Below are 16,533 nucleotides of genomic sequence, written 5' to 3'. Positions count from 1 at the left end.
AGCCCTGTCAACTGACTCGCCCCCCAAGGAGCAGGTCTTCTGATAGAGGGAATACACATGCACCCTTTACTGTCCAAAACCACGATCGCTCTGGTCGTGACCGCTCTGGCCCAAGGCGCTGCCCAGGCGGCGCTGTTTGCTGTGGACCCTGGACCCTACCTGCCCGCCAACGGTAATTTCGCCGCCTGGTATCAGGATACCCATGGACGCACCCTCGACCTGTGCCTTTCCAAGGCTGTCAGTTCCAGGGTTGCCAGTGCACCGGGCGCCCCGACTTACATGTGCTCGTTGATCCCCGCACCCGGTGTTTTCGACGACACCAAACCGATGGTCTTCCCGACCAACTTCCCCGACGAAGCGTTTTGGGCGACCGGTGAAACCACCATCGTCGATGCGACCAGGGGCATCGACCTGACGTATGTCTCTGCGGTTGAAGCAGCCTTCAGCGGCGGCGACCCCGTGGAAGGCGACCAGATCAGCTTTGCGCGCATCCGCATCCGCGTCGACGTGCCCACTGCCGGGACCTATGTCATCACCCACCCCTACGGCGTCGAAGTGTTCACCGTCGATACCCCCGGGCGGAAGGCGATCAACATGACCCGCGACATCGGCATCGGCGCAGCGAAAACCTATGACGGCGCGCTCAAGGGCGATGTCGGACCGTTCCTGCGCAGCGTCAACGGCCCTTACACCGAGACCAACCCGGTCACCGGTTCCGCCGAACAATTCGTCGGCGACCCGAACCTCAACGAAGCCGTCACCGGTAGCCCGTTCAACACTAACTTCGTGCGCATCGAAGGTCCCAATGGCCTGGACTTGCGCACCAACCTCTTTGCCGTATCCGGCAAGCTGTCCAGCGTGGTCCGGCCAACTCCGGTCATCGCCCAGCGCAGCACTTACTCACGGCATGCTGGCGAAAGCGTACCGGTGGCCCAACAGGACGTCTTCGTCATGGCTCCGCCTCCACCCGCGAGCGTGACCCTGGACAGCAATAACCCGGTACTGAACTTCACCGAAGCGGACTCCACCGGCCACTGGTACGCGCAGTCGCCGAACAATCCGACGTTGCCGAGCACCCTACAAGTGACCGCCGACAACCATCTCGCCATCGCCAGCAGCACCCCGACGATCTTGCCCATGCCCCTGACTGACCTGGTGGTGATTTCCCGGGCCGAGTACAGCTTGAGCAACGGACAAATCACCATCGTCGCCTCGACCAGTGATGAAACCTCGCCACCCGTGCTCACCGCCACCTCGGGTACCGGGGTCGCCATCGGCGCCCTCAGTGGCGACGGCGCAGTGAAAAGCCTCGCCACCGGCATCACACCGATTCCGCCAGCCCAGGTTCGGGTGACGTCATCCAATGGCGGCAGCGATACCGAAGAAGTGGTCATCGTGCAATGAACGCTCACATGCCCAGATCCTCATCAGGAGGCATCATGAACAATTGGCCACGCCTGGCGCTCAACGCCTTGGGACTGACTCTATCGCTGTCCGGCAGTGCTTTCGCGCAACTCGCTGCCGTCGACCCCGGCCCTTACACCTTTGCCTCCGGGAAATTCCCGATCTGGTATCAGGACAACAATCTATTGTCGATGGAATTGTGCCAGTCCCGAGCCGCCAGCTCGCGGGTGGCGGCTTCTGTGCCACCGGCCTACATGTGTACCTTGCTGCCGACCCCGGGAATTTTCGATGACACCCAGCCGATGGTGTTCCCGGATAACTGGCCAGACGAAGCGTTCTGGTTTCTCGCCGAAACCACCATTCCCAATAACGCCGCCGGTTACGGAATGGACGCCTACGTCGCCGGGATTGAGGCTGCATTTGCCGGCGGGAACCCGCTCGACGGTGATCAGATCAGCTTTGCGCGGATCCGTATGCGGATCAACATCCCCGTCGCCGGCACCTACACCATCACCCACCCTTACGGCGTCGAAACGGTCAACGTCACCACCCCCGGCCGTCGTGCGATCAACATCACCAGAGACGTCGGCGTCGGTGCGCCCGGGGTATTCAGCGGCGCGGTCAACGGTGCCATCGGGCCATTCCTGCGCAGCGTCAACGGCCCTTATACGGAAGTGAACCCGGACACCGGCGCCATCGAAACCTTCGTCGGGGATCCAAACCTCACCGAAGCCGTGACCGGTAGCCCCAACAACACCAACTTCGTACGCATCCAGGGGCCCGCCGGGACCATCCAGGCCAACCTTTTCACCCTGTCCGGCAAAGTGCTCGACAGCCGTACGCCAACACCAGTGGAAATTGACCGCGCCACCTATCGCCGCACTCCATCGGGTACAGGCAGCAACACCCGGGTCGAAATCTTTGCCAAATCGGACCTCAGCTCGACGCTATGCTTCCGCGAAAGCATCGCCCTCGTACCCGGCCCACCGCTTTCACCATGTCTGACCAATCTGACAGGCGACAGCAAAGGGCTGTTCTTCGCTCAGCATCAGTTCAATGGCAACGTGCCTCCGGTCGTGGTGGTCACCGCCACCAACCCGACGGGCAGTACCCGCCCTACAGCGGTGTCGCGCAAGCTCTCTGACGTGGTGAAAATCCAGACTGCTCGCTACAACTGGAGCAATCATAGCCTGCTGATCGAAGCCTCCTCTAGCGACGAAGTAGCCGTGCCGGATATGGTCGCTCAGGGCTATGGACGTCTGTCGAAGTCCGGCACCCTGCAACGCCTGACCGTCTCCGACCTGGCCCAGCCACCCGCCACCGTGACGATCAAATCCGCTGCAGGCGGCAGTGACACCGAGCCAGTCGTGGTCGTCGGCAATGCACCGGATACCGGTGAGAACCAGGCGCCGCTTTCCGTCGCCGACACCGGCAGCACCGGCTTCGGCGTGCCGGTCACCCTTAACCTGCTGACCAACGACAGTGACCCGGACGGCAACACGCCACTGAGCATCACGGCGCTGACCCCACCGGCTGCCGGGCAAGGCACCGTGGCATTGAGCGGCACCACAGCGGTGGTCTACACCCCGCCAGCCGTTGTCAACGCGCCGCTGACCGCGACCTTCACTTACAAGGCGCAAGACGTCAAAGGCCTGGCCTCGACCACGCCAGCGACGGTGACCATCACTGTGGCGCCTAACCGGCCACCGACTGCGGTCAACGATGCCGTTTCGACCCTGGGCGTGGCGATTCCCATCAACGTGCTGGCCAACGACACCGATCCGGAAGGCAACGTGCCGCTCAGCGCCGCCATCGTGACCCAACCGGCGGCCGGTCGCGGCACCGTCAGCACTGACGGCACCGTCATCACCTATACCCCACCAGGCACGGTAACCACGGCCTTCACCACCACCTTCACCTACATCGCCCGGGACAGCTTCGGCGCCTCGTCGACGCCGGCGACGGTCACGGTGCAAGTCTCGCCAAGGCCTGCTGCGGAAACCTTCGCGGTGACCACGGCAACGGTGTCGGCTCGCTCCAACAACCGCTTCACCTGGGACTTTGCGGGCACCTCATCGGTGGTCACCGGCAACACCATCACCATCAAGGTGACCACCCCCACCGGGCTGGTAACCCTGGGCACCACCACGGTGCCGGTGACCGGTCGCTGGAGACTGACGGTGAACAACATCACCACGGTGGTCCCATCGGCTAACCCGACCGCCACCATCAGCTCGTCCCAAGGCTCCGTACGCACGGTGTCGGTGGTCTCGAACTGAGCCTTCGCCCCACCCGCCAATCGGGTGGGTGGGGCCGGCCTCATCGCAAAGGACTGAACCATGAAAATCTCGACCGCCACCCTGCTCTGCCTGCTTCTGCTTTGCAGCAGTGCGGGCGTGCGCGCCGATGACTTGATGGAAAACAACGACCTGGGCCCCGGTGGCGACCTGGGAGAGTTACCACCCCCGGTTGGCCAGCACGCGCTGATCGACCAGAACGGCCAGGCCAACATTGCGCTGTTGCAACAGAACGGTCAGTCGTTGCTCGGCACCATCGTCCAGTCGGGCAGTAACCAGGAAGCCTACATCCTGCAACAAGGCAGCGACCTGATGGCAATGATCAACCAGCAGGGTTACGGCAATAACGCCGACATCACCCAAACCGGCAGCCATAACCGCGCGCAGATTTCCCAGAACGGCAATAACAACGACGCCAGCATCGACCAGGCCGGCACGGGGCTTTCCAGCGCCGTGACCCAGTCCGGAAACGGCATGAGCGTCTCGGTCAAACAATATCGCTAAGCACTGCACCACTTTGGAGGTTCCATCATGTTCAGACTGACACCCCTTACCGCTGCGATCCTGGTTATCGTCAGTGCCCAGGCGATGGCCGACGACAGCACGTCCATCCAGAACCAGAATGGCGATGCCAACATCGCCAACGTGAAACAGACCGCGGCCAGTTTCAGCACATCCACTCAGCAGCAAACCGGTACGGGCAACGATGCGGCGACGTTGCAGGACAACGCCAGCAGCACCATCGATCAGACCCAGAACGGTGAGTACAACGCCGCTTACGGTGAGCAACTGTTCGAAAACGGCAGCACCATCACCCAGCAACAGGCCGGCACGCTCAACACCAGCCATGCCAGCCAATCGATTGGCGTCGGCGCCAGCCAGGCACTGCAACAGCAGCAAGGCAACGGCAACTTCTCGCTTGTCTATCAGGACAGTCAGGACGGCACGACCGCCACGACCTTCCAGCAAGGCGACAACAACGAAGCCAACATCGAACAGATCGAACTGGGCGTCGGGAACAACGCGACAGTCTTCCAGTTCGGCAACACCAACTACGGCACCGCCGAACAGGTTTTCCACGTGGGCGGCCAGATCAGCATCAACCAGAGTGGCAACGATAACTATGCCTATGGCGACCAGCGCAATGGCAATGGCGGTACCCTGACCATCAACCAGAATGGTAATGGGAACGGCACCGAAGTCTGGCAAGACAGCCAGCTCAACAGCCAGGCCACCATCACTCAGACCGGAGATACCAACGAAACCGTGGTCGACCAAAGCTTCGGCCAAAGTAACGTGGCGACGGTGCTGCAAGTCCACGACCTCAATGCGATCTATGCCGACCAGTTCGATTCCTTCGGCTCGACCGTTGCGCTTTACCAAGAGGGCACAGGCAACGTGCATTTCACCTACCAAAGCGGCGACGGCCATGTGCTCACCGCCAACTCGGTGGGAGACGGCAACAAGGTCTATGCCAGCAACTGGAAAGGTCCGCAAGCGGGTGGCCAGTTCGGCAGCTCTCAAACTGCAACCGTCAATCAAAACGGTACTGACAACGTCGCCAACTTCACCCAGAACGGCGTCGGCCACGTCATGACCACCAATCAGACCGGCACCGGCAACAAAACCACGGTCAGCCAGGCCGATTCCTACAACGAGCTGTATTTCGACCAGAACGGCAGCGACAACATCCTCATCGCCGACCAGCGTGGCACCACCAACCTGGCGCAAGGCAGCAGCAATGGTTCTGGCAACAGCACCGATTTCAACCAGTCCGGCTCTGACAACCAGGCGTACACCACACAGGTGTATGGCAGCGACAACATGATCACCGTCAAACAGGCGGACACCATGAACGTGGCTTATGTGACCCAGGGCGGCAACGGCAACGTTGCCAGTGTTGATCAAAGCGGCATAACCCAAATGGCCACCGTGCAGCAGTATGGCAATGCCAACCAGGCAACAGTGCTACAGCAATAATCGCGCGGCATAAAAAAACCGCGACCTTTGGGGGAGGGTCGCGGTTTTTTTTGTTTGTCTGGTTCTGCTGAAGATGAGGGGGGCAGTGAAGCCGCCTTCACGCCCTGAGGTCTTCCGTCAACACGATGTAGTTTCCGCCGGATTGGCCATTAAAGGTCATGCAGCAGCACCTGTAAGTAAACTTTCAGGGCGCTTTGGCGCCGTTTATACATCGGGATTCCAGCCCCGGCCGCTGCATTGGCAGCGACCCACAAACGATAGAGATCAGCGCAAACCCGCACAAGCCGGCGGCTTCCGGCGTTGTTGCAGGTAACGACGCCAAGTGATATAGCCGCACACCGCTGCTGCGGACAAATGCTTAAACACAAAAATCAGATCGGCTGGCAAGCCGCCTTCGCAGCGATGCGGCGACCCGACAAGCCAGCTCCTACAGGGAATGATGTACATCTGTTAGAAATTGGTCGGCTGTCAGGTCGCTTTCGCTGGCAAGCCAACTCCTACAGGGAAATGATGTACATCTGCTAGATGTTGGTCGGCTGTCAGGCCGCCTTCGCAGGCAAGGCAGTTCCCACAATAGATCGGCGTACAGCCCTTGCTCCTCACCACTAAACAGGCCGAGCGTTAGCTCGCCTTCAGCTCTTGATCTTGATCCACCCGCCCCTTCGGGAGGCTGAGTGGAGGGCAGTGTCCCCGGATGGATACCGGAGCGAAGGAACGCCGAGCCCAGGCGAGGGGCCGGACGCTCGGGGCGAGCCTTTTTGGTTCCTTTTGTGGCGTTTGACAAAAGGGACTCGCTGTAAGAGCGAAACCATTAGTGGCCGTTACCGCAGAAATGGATATGTACACCTGAAAGAAATTGGTCGGCTGTCAGGCCGCCTTCGCAGCGATGCGGCGACCCGACAAGCCAGCTCTCACCCATCGAGGGGGAGCCAGGTCGGCCCGAAGGCCGCCTCGGTTCACTCTTTCTCACCCTCACCCTCAGGAACAACCTTGTTCTGAGTGAGGTAATGGTCGAGCGTCGCATTGCTATCAGGCGAATTATCCCCCGCCACCTGCCACATATGCCGCTCAATCCCCTGCGCCAGCAAATGCCCGACGGCCGCTTCGATGGCCGACAACACGCACAATTGCGCCGGCTCGTTCGTGGTGTAACCGACTTCTGCCTCCAGCAACTTCTTGAACTCGATAAACTTGAACACCCCGGCACTACGGCTCACCGAGTAGATCGTCTTGCTGGTCATGACGTTGGCCAACACCTGGCCACTGCGCACATCCACTGCCCGCAGGTTGACCGTGACCTGATCCACACGGTACTCCCGGGTCACGTCGATCCCCAGATAGCGCGCCCCTTCCCCGCCGCTGCGCACGTTGGTGTCGTAGGCAATGATCCCGCCTTCAAGCATCATGTTCGCCGCTTGCAACGGAGGTAGCTCCCCCTGGATGTTCACCGGTGTATTGGGCTTTTTCTGCGAAGCGCGAATGATCTTGCGCTCGGTCAGCAGGTTCTGTAGCCCTTCCCGTTCCAGCACCACAAACCAGCCACTGGCCTGCATCGCATCCATCAACATGCTCGCCGCGCCCTGGGTCACGCTGGTAGAAAACGAACTGGCCGGGGTCGGTTTGTATTGACCGGTCTGGTCCCGGAAGCCGTACACCACCGCCATCAACCGCCCCTTGGGTCGTGGCATGTTCAGCAAGTCATAATAGGTCGACGCCCGTGGTGTCAGGGTCGGGGTTTCGCTGTCCTGCTCGGCCGACACTGGCTCGCGCAGACCACAACCTTGCAATGTCGCCAACATCAGCCCTAGCGCTATTATTTTTTTCATATCCCTACTCCCCATCGCCCCAAAAACCCCATTAAGGGTTTAGGCCGTTAACCTGGATTTCCGAAATTTCACCGGTCGCTCGGTCGGTCACTTCAATGGTCAGTGCACCCGAATCGTCGACAACGTTGACAATAAAAGCGTCAGTAGAAAGGCTCCCCGAGTTACCGGAGGAGATGTTGTCCAACACTTGCCCTAGCAAGCGCGATTGAAGCTGACTGGTGAACCGTTCCAGTGCGGAAGTGCCGGCCACGGCGGTGCGGTTGTTCAGGTCCGGGTCGTCATAGTCGTTCTGCGCCTGAGCGTTGTTGAGCAGCCAGGTGCCATTCAACGGGTTGCCACCGAACGAGGGGTTGACGGGCGTATAGACCAGTTCCGTGGCTTGGACCAGGCCCCCACTTCCAAGCCCGAGCAGTAGAATGCCGGTGCGCTGCCAGAACGTTTTTGCTTTCATAGTTCGTCCCTCTCCAGGTCCGTTGTGTCCTGCAACAAGGCCTCCAGCTTGCGCTGGACAATTTGCCCGCGAACCCAATCGGCGGCCTGATAGGCGTCGTCTTTGAGGTCCACGGTGTTCGGCGGCAGGAAGCGTCGATAAACCAGTCGTTGCTGATATTCCACAGTCACCAGGCTGCCCCAGCGTGCCGAAGGTCGTTCGCGTACCACCAGGTTGAAATCCATCGGGCTGGTGGCGCGCAGTCGTTCACTGAACGAGTAGTAAAAGTCGTGGCCAATGTGCGAGATCGTGTCATCGACGATGAAACCGAGCATTTCGTCCTCTTCGGCGGCGCTGGCGAAGGACGCCACACACGCAAGGATCAGGGCCGCGAGCCAGTGCCTGTTCATGGCGATAGCGCCTGAGGCAGTGTCGACTGGCTTTTCGGCGGACCCGACGTGCCGTCAAGGAAGGCCTTCTCGGCCACGAACTGCCAGTCTTTGTAGCTCGCCATGCCGTTGAAGTCCGACCACTGGCTGGGAAAGTCTGTCTGCTTGAGCGGCGTGTCCGTCGAGGGGCTGCTGATACCAGTGATGCGCCCGTCGAAACCGAGCATCAATGTCCATTCCCCGCCGCCAATCGGGTCCGGATATAGCTGGCGCAGATGATGTTTTGGCGATGGAAAACGCTCGTCCTGAAGCAGGTCTGCCAGCTCTTTCGGATACTGGGCCAGGCCTGGCGAACTGCGGTAATAGCTGCGCAGTGCCTGAGCGTATTGGGTGCCGACCCACAGCAACTGACGTTCCCGATCGCGGCGCGAAGCGGTGGCCCACAACTCACCGGCACTGGCCAGGCCCATGCCCATCACCACAATCAGAAACAGCACGCCCAGGTAGGTGAACCCCGCCTCGTCGGCAGGCTTACCACTCGGAATAAAGGCTGCCATCACGCGCCCTCCCTGTGGCTCCACTTTTGATATCGGCCACCCCGCCCGCCACGCCATCCGGTGGCGCGACCAGCACCCAGGTGTCTTTACGCTCGGCAATCGGGTCCATCGGTGCGGTGCGCAAGTAACGCTGCTCGATCAGTTGATCGAGCGAATCGGGGTAACGTCCGGTGTCGCCGTAGTAGTGATCCAGTGCTTCGCGCATGGCCGACAGGCTCTGGCGCAGCGTGGTTTCTTTCGACGTTTCGAGGCTGTTGAAATAGCGTGGCAAGGCGATGGTCATCAGCGTCGCGATGATTGCCATGACCACCATCAGTTCCAACAGGGTAAACCCTTTTTCCCGACGCATATGCTCACCACTCCCGGTACGCGATGCCGTTGAGCCCTTTGCCCCGGGCCTTGGAGTAGACGTCAAAGACGTCTTCACCGTCGCGCGGGTTCTGAGCCGTGCTGTCATATGAGCGCAAGCCCCAGCCACCTTCGTCGTCACGCTTGACCGTCGTCAGTGGGTCATGGGGTACGCGGCGCAAAAAGTAGAACTTGGCGCCCTTGGCGCTGCGCACATCGCGCACGCCCTCCACCAGGACTTGAAGATTGGGTGGATAACCGTTGCTGTTCAGCGACTTCTCGATATAACCGGCGTCAAAGGCGCGTTTGTAGGCGTCAATGGCGTCGCGAACCTGGTACAGCGCCGTGCGCAATTCCTGCTCTTTGCCCCGGCGCACGATGGTCTCGGTCAGCGGCGCGGCCATGCTGGCCAGCAGGCCGATCAGGGCCAGCGTCACGACGACTTCGATCAAGGTAAAACCACGTTGCGAGGCGTTCATGATCAAGGCTTCTCGATGGTCACTTGGGTGGTGGCAGCCAGCGGCCGACCGACGCTCACTTGGGTGGTCATGCCAGCCACCGGCCGACCGCCGCTCACTTGGGTGGTCACGCCAGCCACCGGCCGACCGCCGCTTACTTGGGTGGTCACGCCAGCCACCGGCCGACCGCCGCTCACTTGGGTGGTCACGCCAGCCACCTGCTGTTCGTTGCTCTGAGGCTGAATCGAAGTTTGCATCCCACGATCCGGCGCCTGGACGTGCATGCTGGTTTCAGTTCCGGTCTGGAATTCCATGTCCGAAGGGCTTTGGTATGGCAGGTTGCGCACGATCCGTGGGGTGATCGACAGCACCAGCTCCGATTTGCCGACGGTGTCCTTGTTGCTGCCGAACAACCGGCCAAGGCCTGGAATGTCGCCAAGACCCGGGATCTTGTTACCCGTGCTGCCATGATCGTTACGCACCAGACCGGCCAGGATCTGGGTTTCGCCGTCATGCAGACGCAGTGTGGTCTGGGCGTTGCGGGTATCGACCTGAACCGGAATGGTGCCCTGGCGGGTCGGTTCCAGCGGCGTGGCGTTACTGACCTCCAGAGCGATCTTGATCGCCACTTCGTTATTCAAGTGCACGATCGGTTGCACTTCGAGCTTCAGACCGACATCGAGGTAGGTGACGCTTTCGGTGATCACCGGCCCTTGAGTCGACGGCACCGAGGTCGCACTGATGATCGGCACGCGTTGACCAATGTGGATGCGCGCCTGTTCACGGTTGGTAACACGAATCACCGGGCTGGCCAGGGTGTTGATGTCGTTGTCTTGCGCGTTGATCTTGGCTTGCGGCGACGGCGAAATGGTGATCCGGCTGGAGTCGATGCCTTTGAGTTGATCGAGGATCGTCACAGGCGAGCCGTCGGTGTTGATCACGCCGAAGGTGTTCGGCCATTGCAGGCCGAGGTCGAGAATCCGTTGACGGGCCACTTCCATCACTTCGACTTCCAGCACCACTTCAGGGTTGGACTGATCCTGTGATTGCAGAAGCTTTTCCGCCATGCGGACGGCGTCTTCGGAGTCGCGCATGGTCAAAGTGTTGAGGCGCTCGTCCACAAACACGTCGCGGGTCTTGAGCATGGTTTTGATCATGTTCAGCGCGGTGTTCGCATCGATGCTGGTCAGGTAGAACGTGCGCATCACCAGCTCTTGGTAATCCTTGAGCTTCTGTGGCGAGTCCGGGTAGATCAGCAAGGTGTTTTCGTTCACCACTTTCTGGTGCAGCTGGTTCTGTTGCAGCAGCAGTTGCACGGCGTCCTCGATGCGCACGTCGCGCACGAAGATCGTGGCTTTCATGTCCGGGCGCAGGTCCTTGTCGAATATGAAATTCAACCCGGCCACCTGGGACAGCACTTCGAAAATGGTTTTCAGGTTGGCGTCGCGAAACTCCAGGGTTACCGGACGGTCCAGACGGGTGCGCAGTTGTGGATACGGGACCACGTTGCGACTCTGCACCAGGCGAATGCTGGCTTGCAGTTCCAGAGCGCCGTCATTATTCGGGTCGAGTTCGAGGATCTGTTTGACCTGACGGTCGGCACCGTAGATGTCGCCACGACGCAAGTCGCCACGGGCCAGTTCGAGTTTTTCATCCATGCTGCGCAGGTAGTCGAGTTGGCGCAGCGCATCCTGGGCGCGACGGTTGTTCGGTTCGATGTTGAGTACCCGGCCATACTCCAAGCGCGCCGAGGGGAAATCCCGTTGTGAACGGTCCATATCGGCTTCGGACAGCAAATTTGTCACTGCCAATGCCCGTCCGCTGGTGAGGGCCAGGTGCAGCTCGGTACTGCGAGGGTCTTCGCGCAACCCTTCTTCAATACGCGCCAGGCCGGCTTCGTACTGCCCCGACTCGATCAGCTCGGAGCCTTCCTTGTTCGCGATCTGCGCCGAACTGCACGCGGCCAGCGCTGCAGCGATGCAGACGCTCAACAGCAAACGGGATTGGTTCATTGCTCGCTCCCCACAGACAAAGTCTGGGACAAATGCAGAGGCAAATAGACAAAGCTCAGTTCCACATCGGAAATCCGCTCGATCCGCCAGATGTCGTCGATCACATCCCCTTTGCGTACGACGTATATTTTTTCGCCGCTCTGCAAAAACACTTGCAAGTCGGAATGGTCATCAAGCTTGCCAATAAACTGGAAAGGCATCGGCGGTACGCTGGGGGCCTGGACCACCGGGGTTTGGTTGACGGGTTGTTCGGTGACACTGGCCAGGGTCGGTGCCGGCTTCCAGCTGCGGGCACCGAACAGGTCCCCGGACGGGCTCAGGTCCTTGATCGCTGCCGGTTTGCCTTTGGCAGATACCGCCGGCAGCGCGCCGCCGGTTTTGCCTTTGGCCGGGGTGGTCACGTCAGCAGTCCCCTCACCCTCCTCCGTTTGCTGGAAGTATTGAGGTCCCCAGGCCAGCCCCGCGGCCACGCCGAAGAACGCCACCCAACTCAATACGCGCTTGGTATTCATCATGACCTCGACAGGTAAAGGGTCATGCGGATCCGCCCGGTCAGGTCGGTGTCGGCGATTTTTTTACGCTGGAACTCCATGTCTTCCACGACCACCGCCGGCAATTGGCCAAGCAAGGCGTGCAGGAAGCGCCGCAGTTGCGGATAGCTGCCGCGCACCGGCAGCAGAATCTGGTAGCGGGCCAGGTGCGTCTTGGGGTCGATGCCTAGCGAATACTCACCACGGGACAGGGTGATGCGTTCCTGGGCGGCCAATGCGTAGATCTTGTCGATGGCCACGGTGGCCTGAGGTTGCGCCGGCAATTTGCTGCGGAAGTCGTCGAGCTGACGTTGCGGCACTACCGGGGCAGCGACGCTGCCGTCTTCAACCTTGGCCAGGTACTCGCCGGCTTCACGGGTCTGCTGGCTTAGCTGTTGCAGCGTTTGCCAATCCGGCATCAAGCCGCCCAGGCCATAGACCAGGGCTACCAGCAGCAGCGCCATACCAGCCAGGCCGGGAATCCCCAGACCTTGCAGGTATTCGTGGATGATCAATTTAGGGATTCGCATCGCCGATCTCCCAACTGGCCGACAGGTTGAATTGCACCGGGTGTTCCGGCACGTTGGCGACGATTTCGTGGCTGAGCAACGACACGTCGGACAGCTCGTCGCTGGCTTCCAGGCGTTGGTGGAATTCGAGCATGGCTTCCAGATCCCGCGCCTCGGCGCTGATGCGCACCTGACCTTTGCGAGCATCCGGGGTCAGGGTCAGCAAGGCGACGTTTTCCCGCGGCATGGCTTCGAGCATGGCGAACAAGCGCTCCCAAGGCCGACGCAGTTGCTGGGAGACTTTGCGCATTTCGGCCAGGTTCTGTGCCTGTTCGCGGATTTCGGCGGGGGTCAAGGTGACTTTGCTGCCGGTGTCGCCGGTGAGCGCACGCTGGGCGTGCTGCAAATGGCCTTGCTGTTGCGAGGCCTGTTCGTCGAGGTGCTGCTGGGCGACGAAACACACCAGCGCCAGTACCACGCCACTGCCCAGCAAGCTCCAGCCCAATGGGCCGGAACGGCGACGCGGCTGGAAGTCGAGCATCAGCGGGCGCATGTCAGGCCACCGCCCGAGACATGACGTACAAACTGTCGCGTACGGATGTCTGGTCTTCTTCAAGGGTGCGCAACTGCACACCGGGCACGTCAGGGTGTGAGTCGATGCGCGCCGGGGCATGCAGGTAGAGATTGAACGGCCGTTCGCTGGTGGAGGCCTGCAATTGGCTTTCACGGCCGATCAGTGCGGTCAGAGCGGCATCGCTGTCACTGCTGCCCACCGAACGCACCGCCACCCAACGCCCTTCCCGTGCCAGCAGCAACACACTGCGCACCGGCTCGGCAACCACAAACAGAAAGTCGCCACCGTCAAAGCTCTTGTCGAAGTGGTTGAATGCGGTCATCAGGTACGGCTGCACCGAACGCAAACGCAGGCCGCGACCGCTGACCAGGCTGCGCAGGCGCGTCAGCAAGTCTTGCGGCAGCGCTGTGGCGATCCGGTCGTAACCCGCAGGCTCGGCCGACAGCACGATGCTCCAGGGTTGAGCCGGGACACCGAAAAGGTCTTCGAAGCACAGTTGGGCGAACCCGAGCAATTCGTCGGGGGTGCTGATCGCTTCGCTCCAGGGCACCAGGCAGAAACGGCTGAAGTGCCCGGAAATCACCACACTCAACTCCGCACCGGCATGAGCGTGTTCACCCAGCAAACGGTCGAGGGTTTCGAGGGCGACTGCCCAGGCATGGAAGCCTTCGTCAATAAAGCCGACACTGCCCAGCCACAGGGTTTCGCTGCCCTTGCGCTGGCCCAGGCCGACACCACTGGCGCCGAGGACGGCGACATAACGATCACGAGACAAAAGTGACACGATTGATCTCCTCGAGCGTAGTCCGCCCCTGTTGCACCAGTTCCAGTGCCGACTCGCGCAGCAGGCGCAGGCCGCGTTTGCACGCGTGGGCCTTGATTTTCGAAATGGGTTGGCGCTCTACAATCATTTGCCGCAACTCATCGTCCAGGTGCAGCAGCTCGGCGATCGCACTGCGCCCGCGATAACCGGTACCCCGGCAGTGGCCGCAGCCCTTGCCATGCACAAAGTGGTAGTGCCCGACTTCTTTTGGATCTAGACCCGACGCCTGCAACTCGTCGTCGGTGGGGGTGACCGGTGCACTGCAACTGGCGCAGACCAGACGGATCAAGCGCTGCGCCAGCACTGCGTTGAGGGCCGACACCAGGCTGTAAGGGTCGATTTCCATTTGGGTGAAACGACCGATCACGTCGAACACGTTGTTGGCGTGGATGGTGGTAAACACCAAGTGCCCGGTGAGTGCCGATTGCACGGCAATTTGCGCGGTGTCCGGGTCGCGGATTTCACCGACCATGATCTTGTCCGGGTCATGGCGCAGGATCGAGCGCAAACCACGGGCAAAAGTCAGGCCTTTCTTTTCATTGACCGGGATTTGCAGCACGCCCGGCAGTTGATATTCCACGGGGTCTTCAATGGTGATGATCTTGTCCACGCCGTGGTTGATCTCGGTGATCATCGCGTACAGCGTGGTGGTTTTGCCGCTACCGGTCGGCCCGGTCACCAGCACCATGCCGTAAGGTTCGGCCGCCAGGCGCCGCAACTGGCGCAGGGTTTCCTCTTCGAAGCCCAGCGCCTGCAACTGCACGCCGCTGACCTTGTCGGCCAGGTCCTGTTTGTCGAGGACCCGCAGCACCGCGTCTTCACCGAAAATGCTCGGCATGATCGACACCCGGAAGTCGATCTGCCGGCCGCTGATACCGATCTTGAAGCGACCGTCCTGCGGCACGCGTTTTTCGCCGATGTCCAGTTCGGCCATGACCTTGACCCGGGAGATGACCTGCTCGGCGAATTCGTTGCCCTGGATTTTACTGATGTTGTTCAGCACGCCATCGATCCGGTACTTGATCACCAGGCCGCTGCCGGTGGTGCCCAAGTGGATGTCGCTGGCGTGCATTTTCAAGGCATCGTAGAGGGTCGAGTTGACCAGTTTGACGACGACGCTGGCGTCTTCGCTGATGCTGGTCAGGGACAGGCTTTGCAGGTTGTCGATTTCGACGCCGGTGTCGGATTGGGCGTTGAGCGACTCCACCGCGTGGAAGCTCTCTTCGTGACGCGCCAGGTAGGCTTTCAGGTCGTCGGCATGCACCAGGTACAGCGGAGCACCGTGCAGACAGTCGTCGATCCAGGCCAGGCGCGCCGTTTCAAAGGGGTCGGCAAACACGCCAATGACCGCATCCTCGTGACGCAGCAGGATGAATTCGCGCTTGAGGCATTGGGCCAGGGTGACCCGGTCGAATACCGGGATGGCCTTGAACAGGCTGTCGGTGTCGAGCACCGGATAATGCAGGGTTGTGCCGAGGCACTGGATGAAGGGCATCGGGGCCAGTTCGCACAATACCCCAAGGGCTTCCAGTACCCGTTCGCCGGAACTGGCGGCGCGGGCGCGGGCCTGGGCTAATTGCTCACTGGAAAAACGAGACGGTACGCAGTCCAACAACGCCGGTTCGACGGCAAGGGATAGACGGTCCATGAAATGCTCTCCAACACCCGGGGCTTTAAGCCCTGTCGGCGCGGCGAGTCATTGCGGCGTGTGCCGGAACGTCTTGTCGCGCCAATTACTCCCCGGTGAGCAGTTGTTCGTCGTCTGGCGCCATGGAGGCCGAAGTTTTTTTTCGGCGATCGGCAAGCACCCAACTACCGTCGTACAACTGCAGCGGGAAACTCTCGGTCCTGCTCTGGCGTCGTTCGACGAATCCTTCGGAAGTGCTTACGCCCGTTTTGGGTTCGCGCTTCATCCCTAAAAGGTCACAGACTGCACGGGCCAATTCCGCCAAAGGAAACGGTTTGAACAGGATATGGCTGACTCCCAGTTGCCGGGCCCGCTCACATACTTCAGCGGTTGGGTGCCCGGTAATCAGCACATAGTGGCACTTCCTGTTTTGGCGGACGGCATCAAGCACCTCAAAGCCTTCCATATCGGGCAAGCGGTAATCGAACACCATCACATCGGGTGCAAATCTTTCGACTTCGCCGATAGCCTTCGCACCGTCGTTCGCTACCAGGACTTCCAGCCCTTGCGCCGCCAGATAATCCTGGAGGTTTTGTGCAAGCAGCTTTTCGTCTTCAACAACCAGTATTTTGTTCAACAAGGTCGACTCCTTGTAACCACAGGTCAGATATTCGTGCCTGGGAGTACGCGCCCTAATTAGGCTAATGCACACTTCATGCCAGACTGAGAGCCGGTTTTCGACCGGAACATCTCTTTGATTTTCATGATA

17 protein-coding genes are annotated in these 16,533 nt (G+C 60.5%); 4 read left to right on the top strand and 13 right to left on the bottom strand.

Annotation, left to right across the window (positions count from 1 at the left end; genetic code table 11):
* Window positions 1-57: 57 nt before the first annotated feature.
* Genes ACA048_RS11040 through ACA048_RS11025 form a run of 4 tightly spaced genes read left to right on the top strand, consistent with a single transcriptional unit; the run spans window position 58 to window position 5,681 of the window.
* Entirely contained in the window at window positions 58-1,404 is a 1,347-nt protein-coding gene (locus ACA048_RS11040) for a hypothetical protein (RefSeq protein ID WP_497629132.1), read from the top strand.
* A gap of 35 nt (window positions 1,405-1,439) precedes the next feature.
* Complete coding sequence (locus ACA048_RS11035; RefSeq protein ID WP_497629131.1) at window positions 1,440-3,683, top strand: Ig-like domain-containing protein; 2,244 nt, start codon at window positions 1,440-1,442, stop codon at window positions 3,681-3,683.
* Between the two features lie 60 nt (window positions 3,684-3,743).
* On the top strand, window positions 3,744-4,205 hold the full coding sequence (locus tag ACA048_RS11030; protein WP_497629130.1) for a curlin: 462 nt from the start codon (window positions 3,744-3,746) through the stop codon (window positions 4,203-4,205).
* Between the two features lie 27 nt (window positions 4,206-4,232).
* Window positions 4,233-5,681, top strand: coding sequence for a curlin (locus ACA048_RS11025; protein WP_497629129.1), 1,449 nt, complete (start codon window positions 4,233-4,235; stop codon window positions 5,679-5,681).
* Window positions 5,682-6,637: 956 nt separating this feature from the next.
* On the opposite strand, the gene ACA048_RS11020 is transcribed toward ACA048_RS11025, so the two are convergent.
* From ACA048_RS11020 to ACA048_RS10960, 13 genes are all read right to left on the bottom strand, one after another.
* Complete coding sequence (locus ACA048_RS11020) at window positions 6,638-7,507, bottom strand: CsgG/HfaB family protein (protein WP_497629128.1); 870 nt, start codon at window positions 7,505-7,507, stop codon at window positions 6,638-6,640.
* A 31-nt stretch (window positions 7,508-7,538) separates the two neighbouring features.
* On the bottom strand, window positions 7,539-7,958 hold the full coding sequence (locus tag ACA048_RS11015) for a curli assembly protein CsgF (protein WP_497629127.1): 420 nt from the start codon (window positions 7,956-7,958) through the stop codon (window positions 7,539-7,541).
* Window positions 7,955-8,347, bottom strand: coding sequence for a curli production assembly/transport protein CsgE (csgE, locus tag ACA048_RS11010; protein ID WP_497629126.1), 393 nt, complete (start codon window positions 8,345-8,347; stop codon window positions 7,955-7,957). Before csgE ends, ACA048_RS11015 begins: the two co-directional genes overlap by 4 nt.
* Window positions 8,344-8,883 (bottom strand): type II secretion system protein, encoded by a 540-nt coding sequence (locus tag ACA048_RS11005; RefSeq protein ID WP_497629125.1) that lies wholly within the window; start codon window positions 8,881-8,883, stop codon window positions 8,344-8,346. The genes csgE and ACA048_RS11005 overlap by 4 nt, the downstream gene beginning before the upstream one ends.
* A complete protein-coding gene (locus ACA048_RS11000; protein ID WP_497629124.1) occupies window positions 8,858-9,232 on the bottom strand; it encodes a type II secretion system protein in 375 nt (124 codons plus the stop codon). The genes ACA048_RS11005 and ACA048_RS11000 overlap by 26 nt, the downstream gene beginning before the upstream one ends.
* A gap of 4 nt (window positions 9,233-9,236) precedes the next feature.
* On the bottom strand, window positions 9,237-9,710 hold the full coding sequence (locus ACA048_RS10995; RefSeq protein ID WP_497629123.1) for a type II secretion system protein: 474 nt from the start codon (window positions 9,708-9,710) through the stop codon (window positions 9,237-9,239).
* 2 nt (window positions 9,711-9,712) lie between these two features.
* The gene (locus ACA048_RS10990) at window positions 9,713-11,701 is read right to left on the bottom strand and encodes a secretin GspD/PilQ domain-containing protein (protein WP_497629122.1); all 1,989 of its coding nucleotides are present in this window, start codon (window positions 11,699-11,701) and stop codon (window positions 9,713-9,715) included.
* Entirely contained in the window at window positions 11,698-12,213 is a 516-nt protein-coding gene (locus tag ACA048_RS10985; protein WP_497629121.1) for a hypothetical protein, read from the bottom strand. Before ACA048_RS10985 ends, ACA048_RS10990 begins: the two co-directional genes overlap by 4 nt.
* Window positions 12,213-12,761 (bottom strand): GspMb/PilO family protein, encoded by a 549-nt coding sequence (locus ACA048_RS10980; RefSeq protein WP_497629120.1) that lies wholly within the window; start codon window positions 12,759-12,761, stop codon window positions 12,213-12,215. The genes ACA048_RS10985 and ACA048_RS10980 overlap by 1 nt, the downstream gene beginning before the upstream one ends.
* Window positions 12,748-13,293 carry a PilN domain-containing protein gene (locus ACA048_RS10975; RefSeq protein WP_497629119.1) on the bottom strand — a complete coding sequence of 182 codons (546 nt, stop codon included), beginning with the start codon at window positions 13,291-13,293 and terminating at the stop codon, window positions 12,748-12,750. The genes ACA048_RS10980 and ACA048_RS10975 overlap by 14 nt, the downstream gene beginning before the upstream one ends.
* Before the next feature lies 1 nt (window position 13,294).
* Window positions 13,295-14,098, bottom strand: a complete 804-nt coding sequence (locus tag ACA048_RS10970; RefSeq protein WP_497629118.1) for a hypothetical protein — start codon at window positions 14,096-14,098, stop codon at window positions 13,295-13,297.
* The gene (locus ACA048_RS10965) at window positions 14,079-15,785 is read right to left on the bottom strand and encodes a GspE/PulE family protein (RefSeq protein WP_497629117.1); all 1,707 of its coding nucleotides are present in this window, start codon (window positions 15,783-15,785) and stop codon (window positions 14,079-14,081) included. The genes ACA048_RS10970 and ACA048_RS10965 overlap by 20 nt, the downstream gene beginning before the upstream one ends.
* Window positions 15,786-15,870: 85 nt before the next feature.
* Window positions 15,871-16,404: a response regulator gene (locus ACA048_RS10960; protein WP_497629116.1), complete on the bottom strand. Its 534-nt coding sequence runs from the start codon at window positions 16,402-16,404 to the stop codon at window positions 15,871-15,873.
* Window positions 16,405-16,533: the final 129 nt, after the last annotated feature.

Source organism: Pseudomonas sp. LBUM1659 (assembly GCF_059716045.1).
This window is presented reverse-complemented; position numbering and strand designations above follow the sequence as displayed.

Bases quoted from the DNA above. Each gene is read 5' to 3' on its own strand.
- ACA048_RS11040 (WP_497629132.1), top strand. From the start codon at position 58: ATGCACCCTTTACTGTCCAAAACCACGATCGCTCTGGTCGTGACCGCT.
- ACA048_RS11035 (WP_497629131.1), top strand. From the start codon at position 1,440: ATGAACAATTGGCCACGCCTGGCGCTCAACGCCTTGGGACTGACTCTA.
- ACA048_RS11030 (WP_497629130.1), top strand. From the start codon at position 3,744: ATGAAAATCTCGACCGCCACCCTGCTCTGCCTGCTTCTGCTTTGCAGC.
- ACA048_RS11025 (WP_497629129.1), top strand. From the start codon at position 4,233: ATGTTCAGACTGACACCCCTTACCGCTGCGATCCTGGTTATCGTCAGT.
- ACA048_RS11020 (WP_497629128.1), bottom strand. From the start codon at position 7,507: ATGAAAAAAATAATAGCGCTAGGGCTGATGTTGGCGACATTGCAAGGT.
- ACA048_RS11015 (WP_497629127.1), bottom strand. From the start codon at position 7,958: ATGAAAGCAAAAACGTTCTGGCAGCGCACCGGCATTCTACTGCTCGGG.
- csgE (WP_497629126.1), bottom strand. From the start codon at position 8,347: ATGAACAGGCACTGGCTCGCGGCCCTGATCCTTGCGTGTGTGGCGTCC.
- ACA048_RS11005 (WP_497629125.1), bottom strand. From the start codon at position 8,883: ATGGCAGCCTTTATTCCGAGTGGTAAGCCTGCCGACGAGGCGGGGTTC.
- ACA048_RS11000 (WP_497629124.1), bottom strand. From the start codon at position 9,232: ATGCGTCGGGAAAAAGGGTTTACCCTGTTGGAACTGATGGTGGTCATG.
- ACA048_RS10995 (WP_497629123.1), bottom strand. From the start codon at position 9,710: ATGAACGCCTCGCAACGTGGTTTTACCTTGATCGAAGTCGTCGTGACG.
- ACA048_RS10990 (WP_497629122.1), bottom strand. From the start codon at position 11,701: ATGAACCAATCCCGTTTGCTGTTGAGCGTCTGCATCGCTGCAGCGCTG.
- ACA048_RS10985 (WP_497629121.1), bottom strand. From the start codon at position 12,213: ATGAATACCAAGCGCGTATTGAGTTGGGTGGCGTTCTTCGGCGTGGCC.
- ACA048_RS10980 (WP_497629120.1), bottom strand. From the start codon at position 12,761: ATGCGAATCCCTAAATTGATCATCCACGAATACCTGCAAGGTCTGGGG.
- ACA048_RS10975 (WP_497629119.1), bottom strand. From the start codon at position 13,293: ATGCGCCCGCTGATGCTCGACTTCCAGCCGCGTCGCCGTTCCGGCCCA.
- ACA048_RS10965 (WP_497629117.1), bottom strand. From the start codon at position 15,785: ATGGACCGTCTATCCCTTGCCGTCGAACCGGCGTTGTTGGACTGCGTA.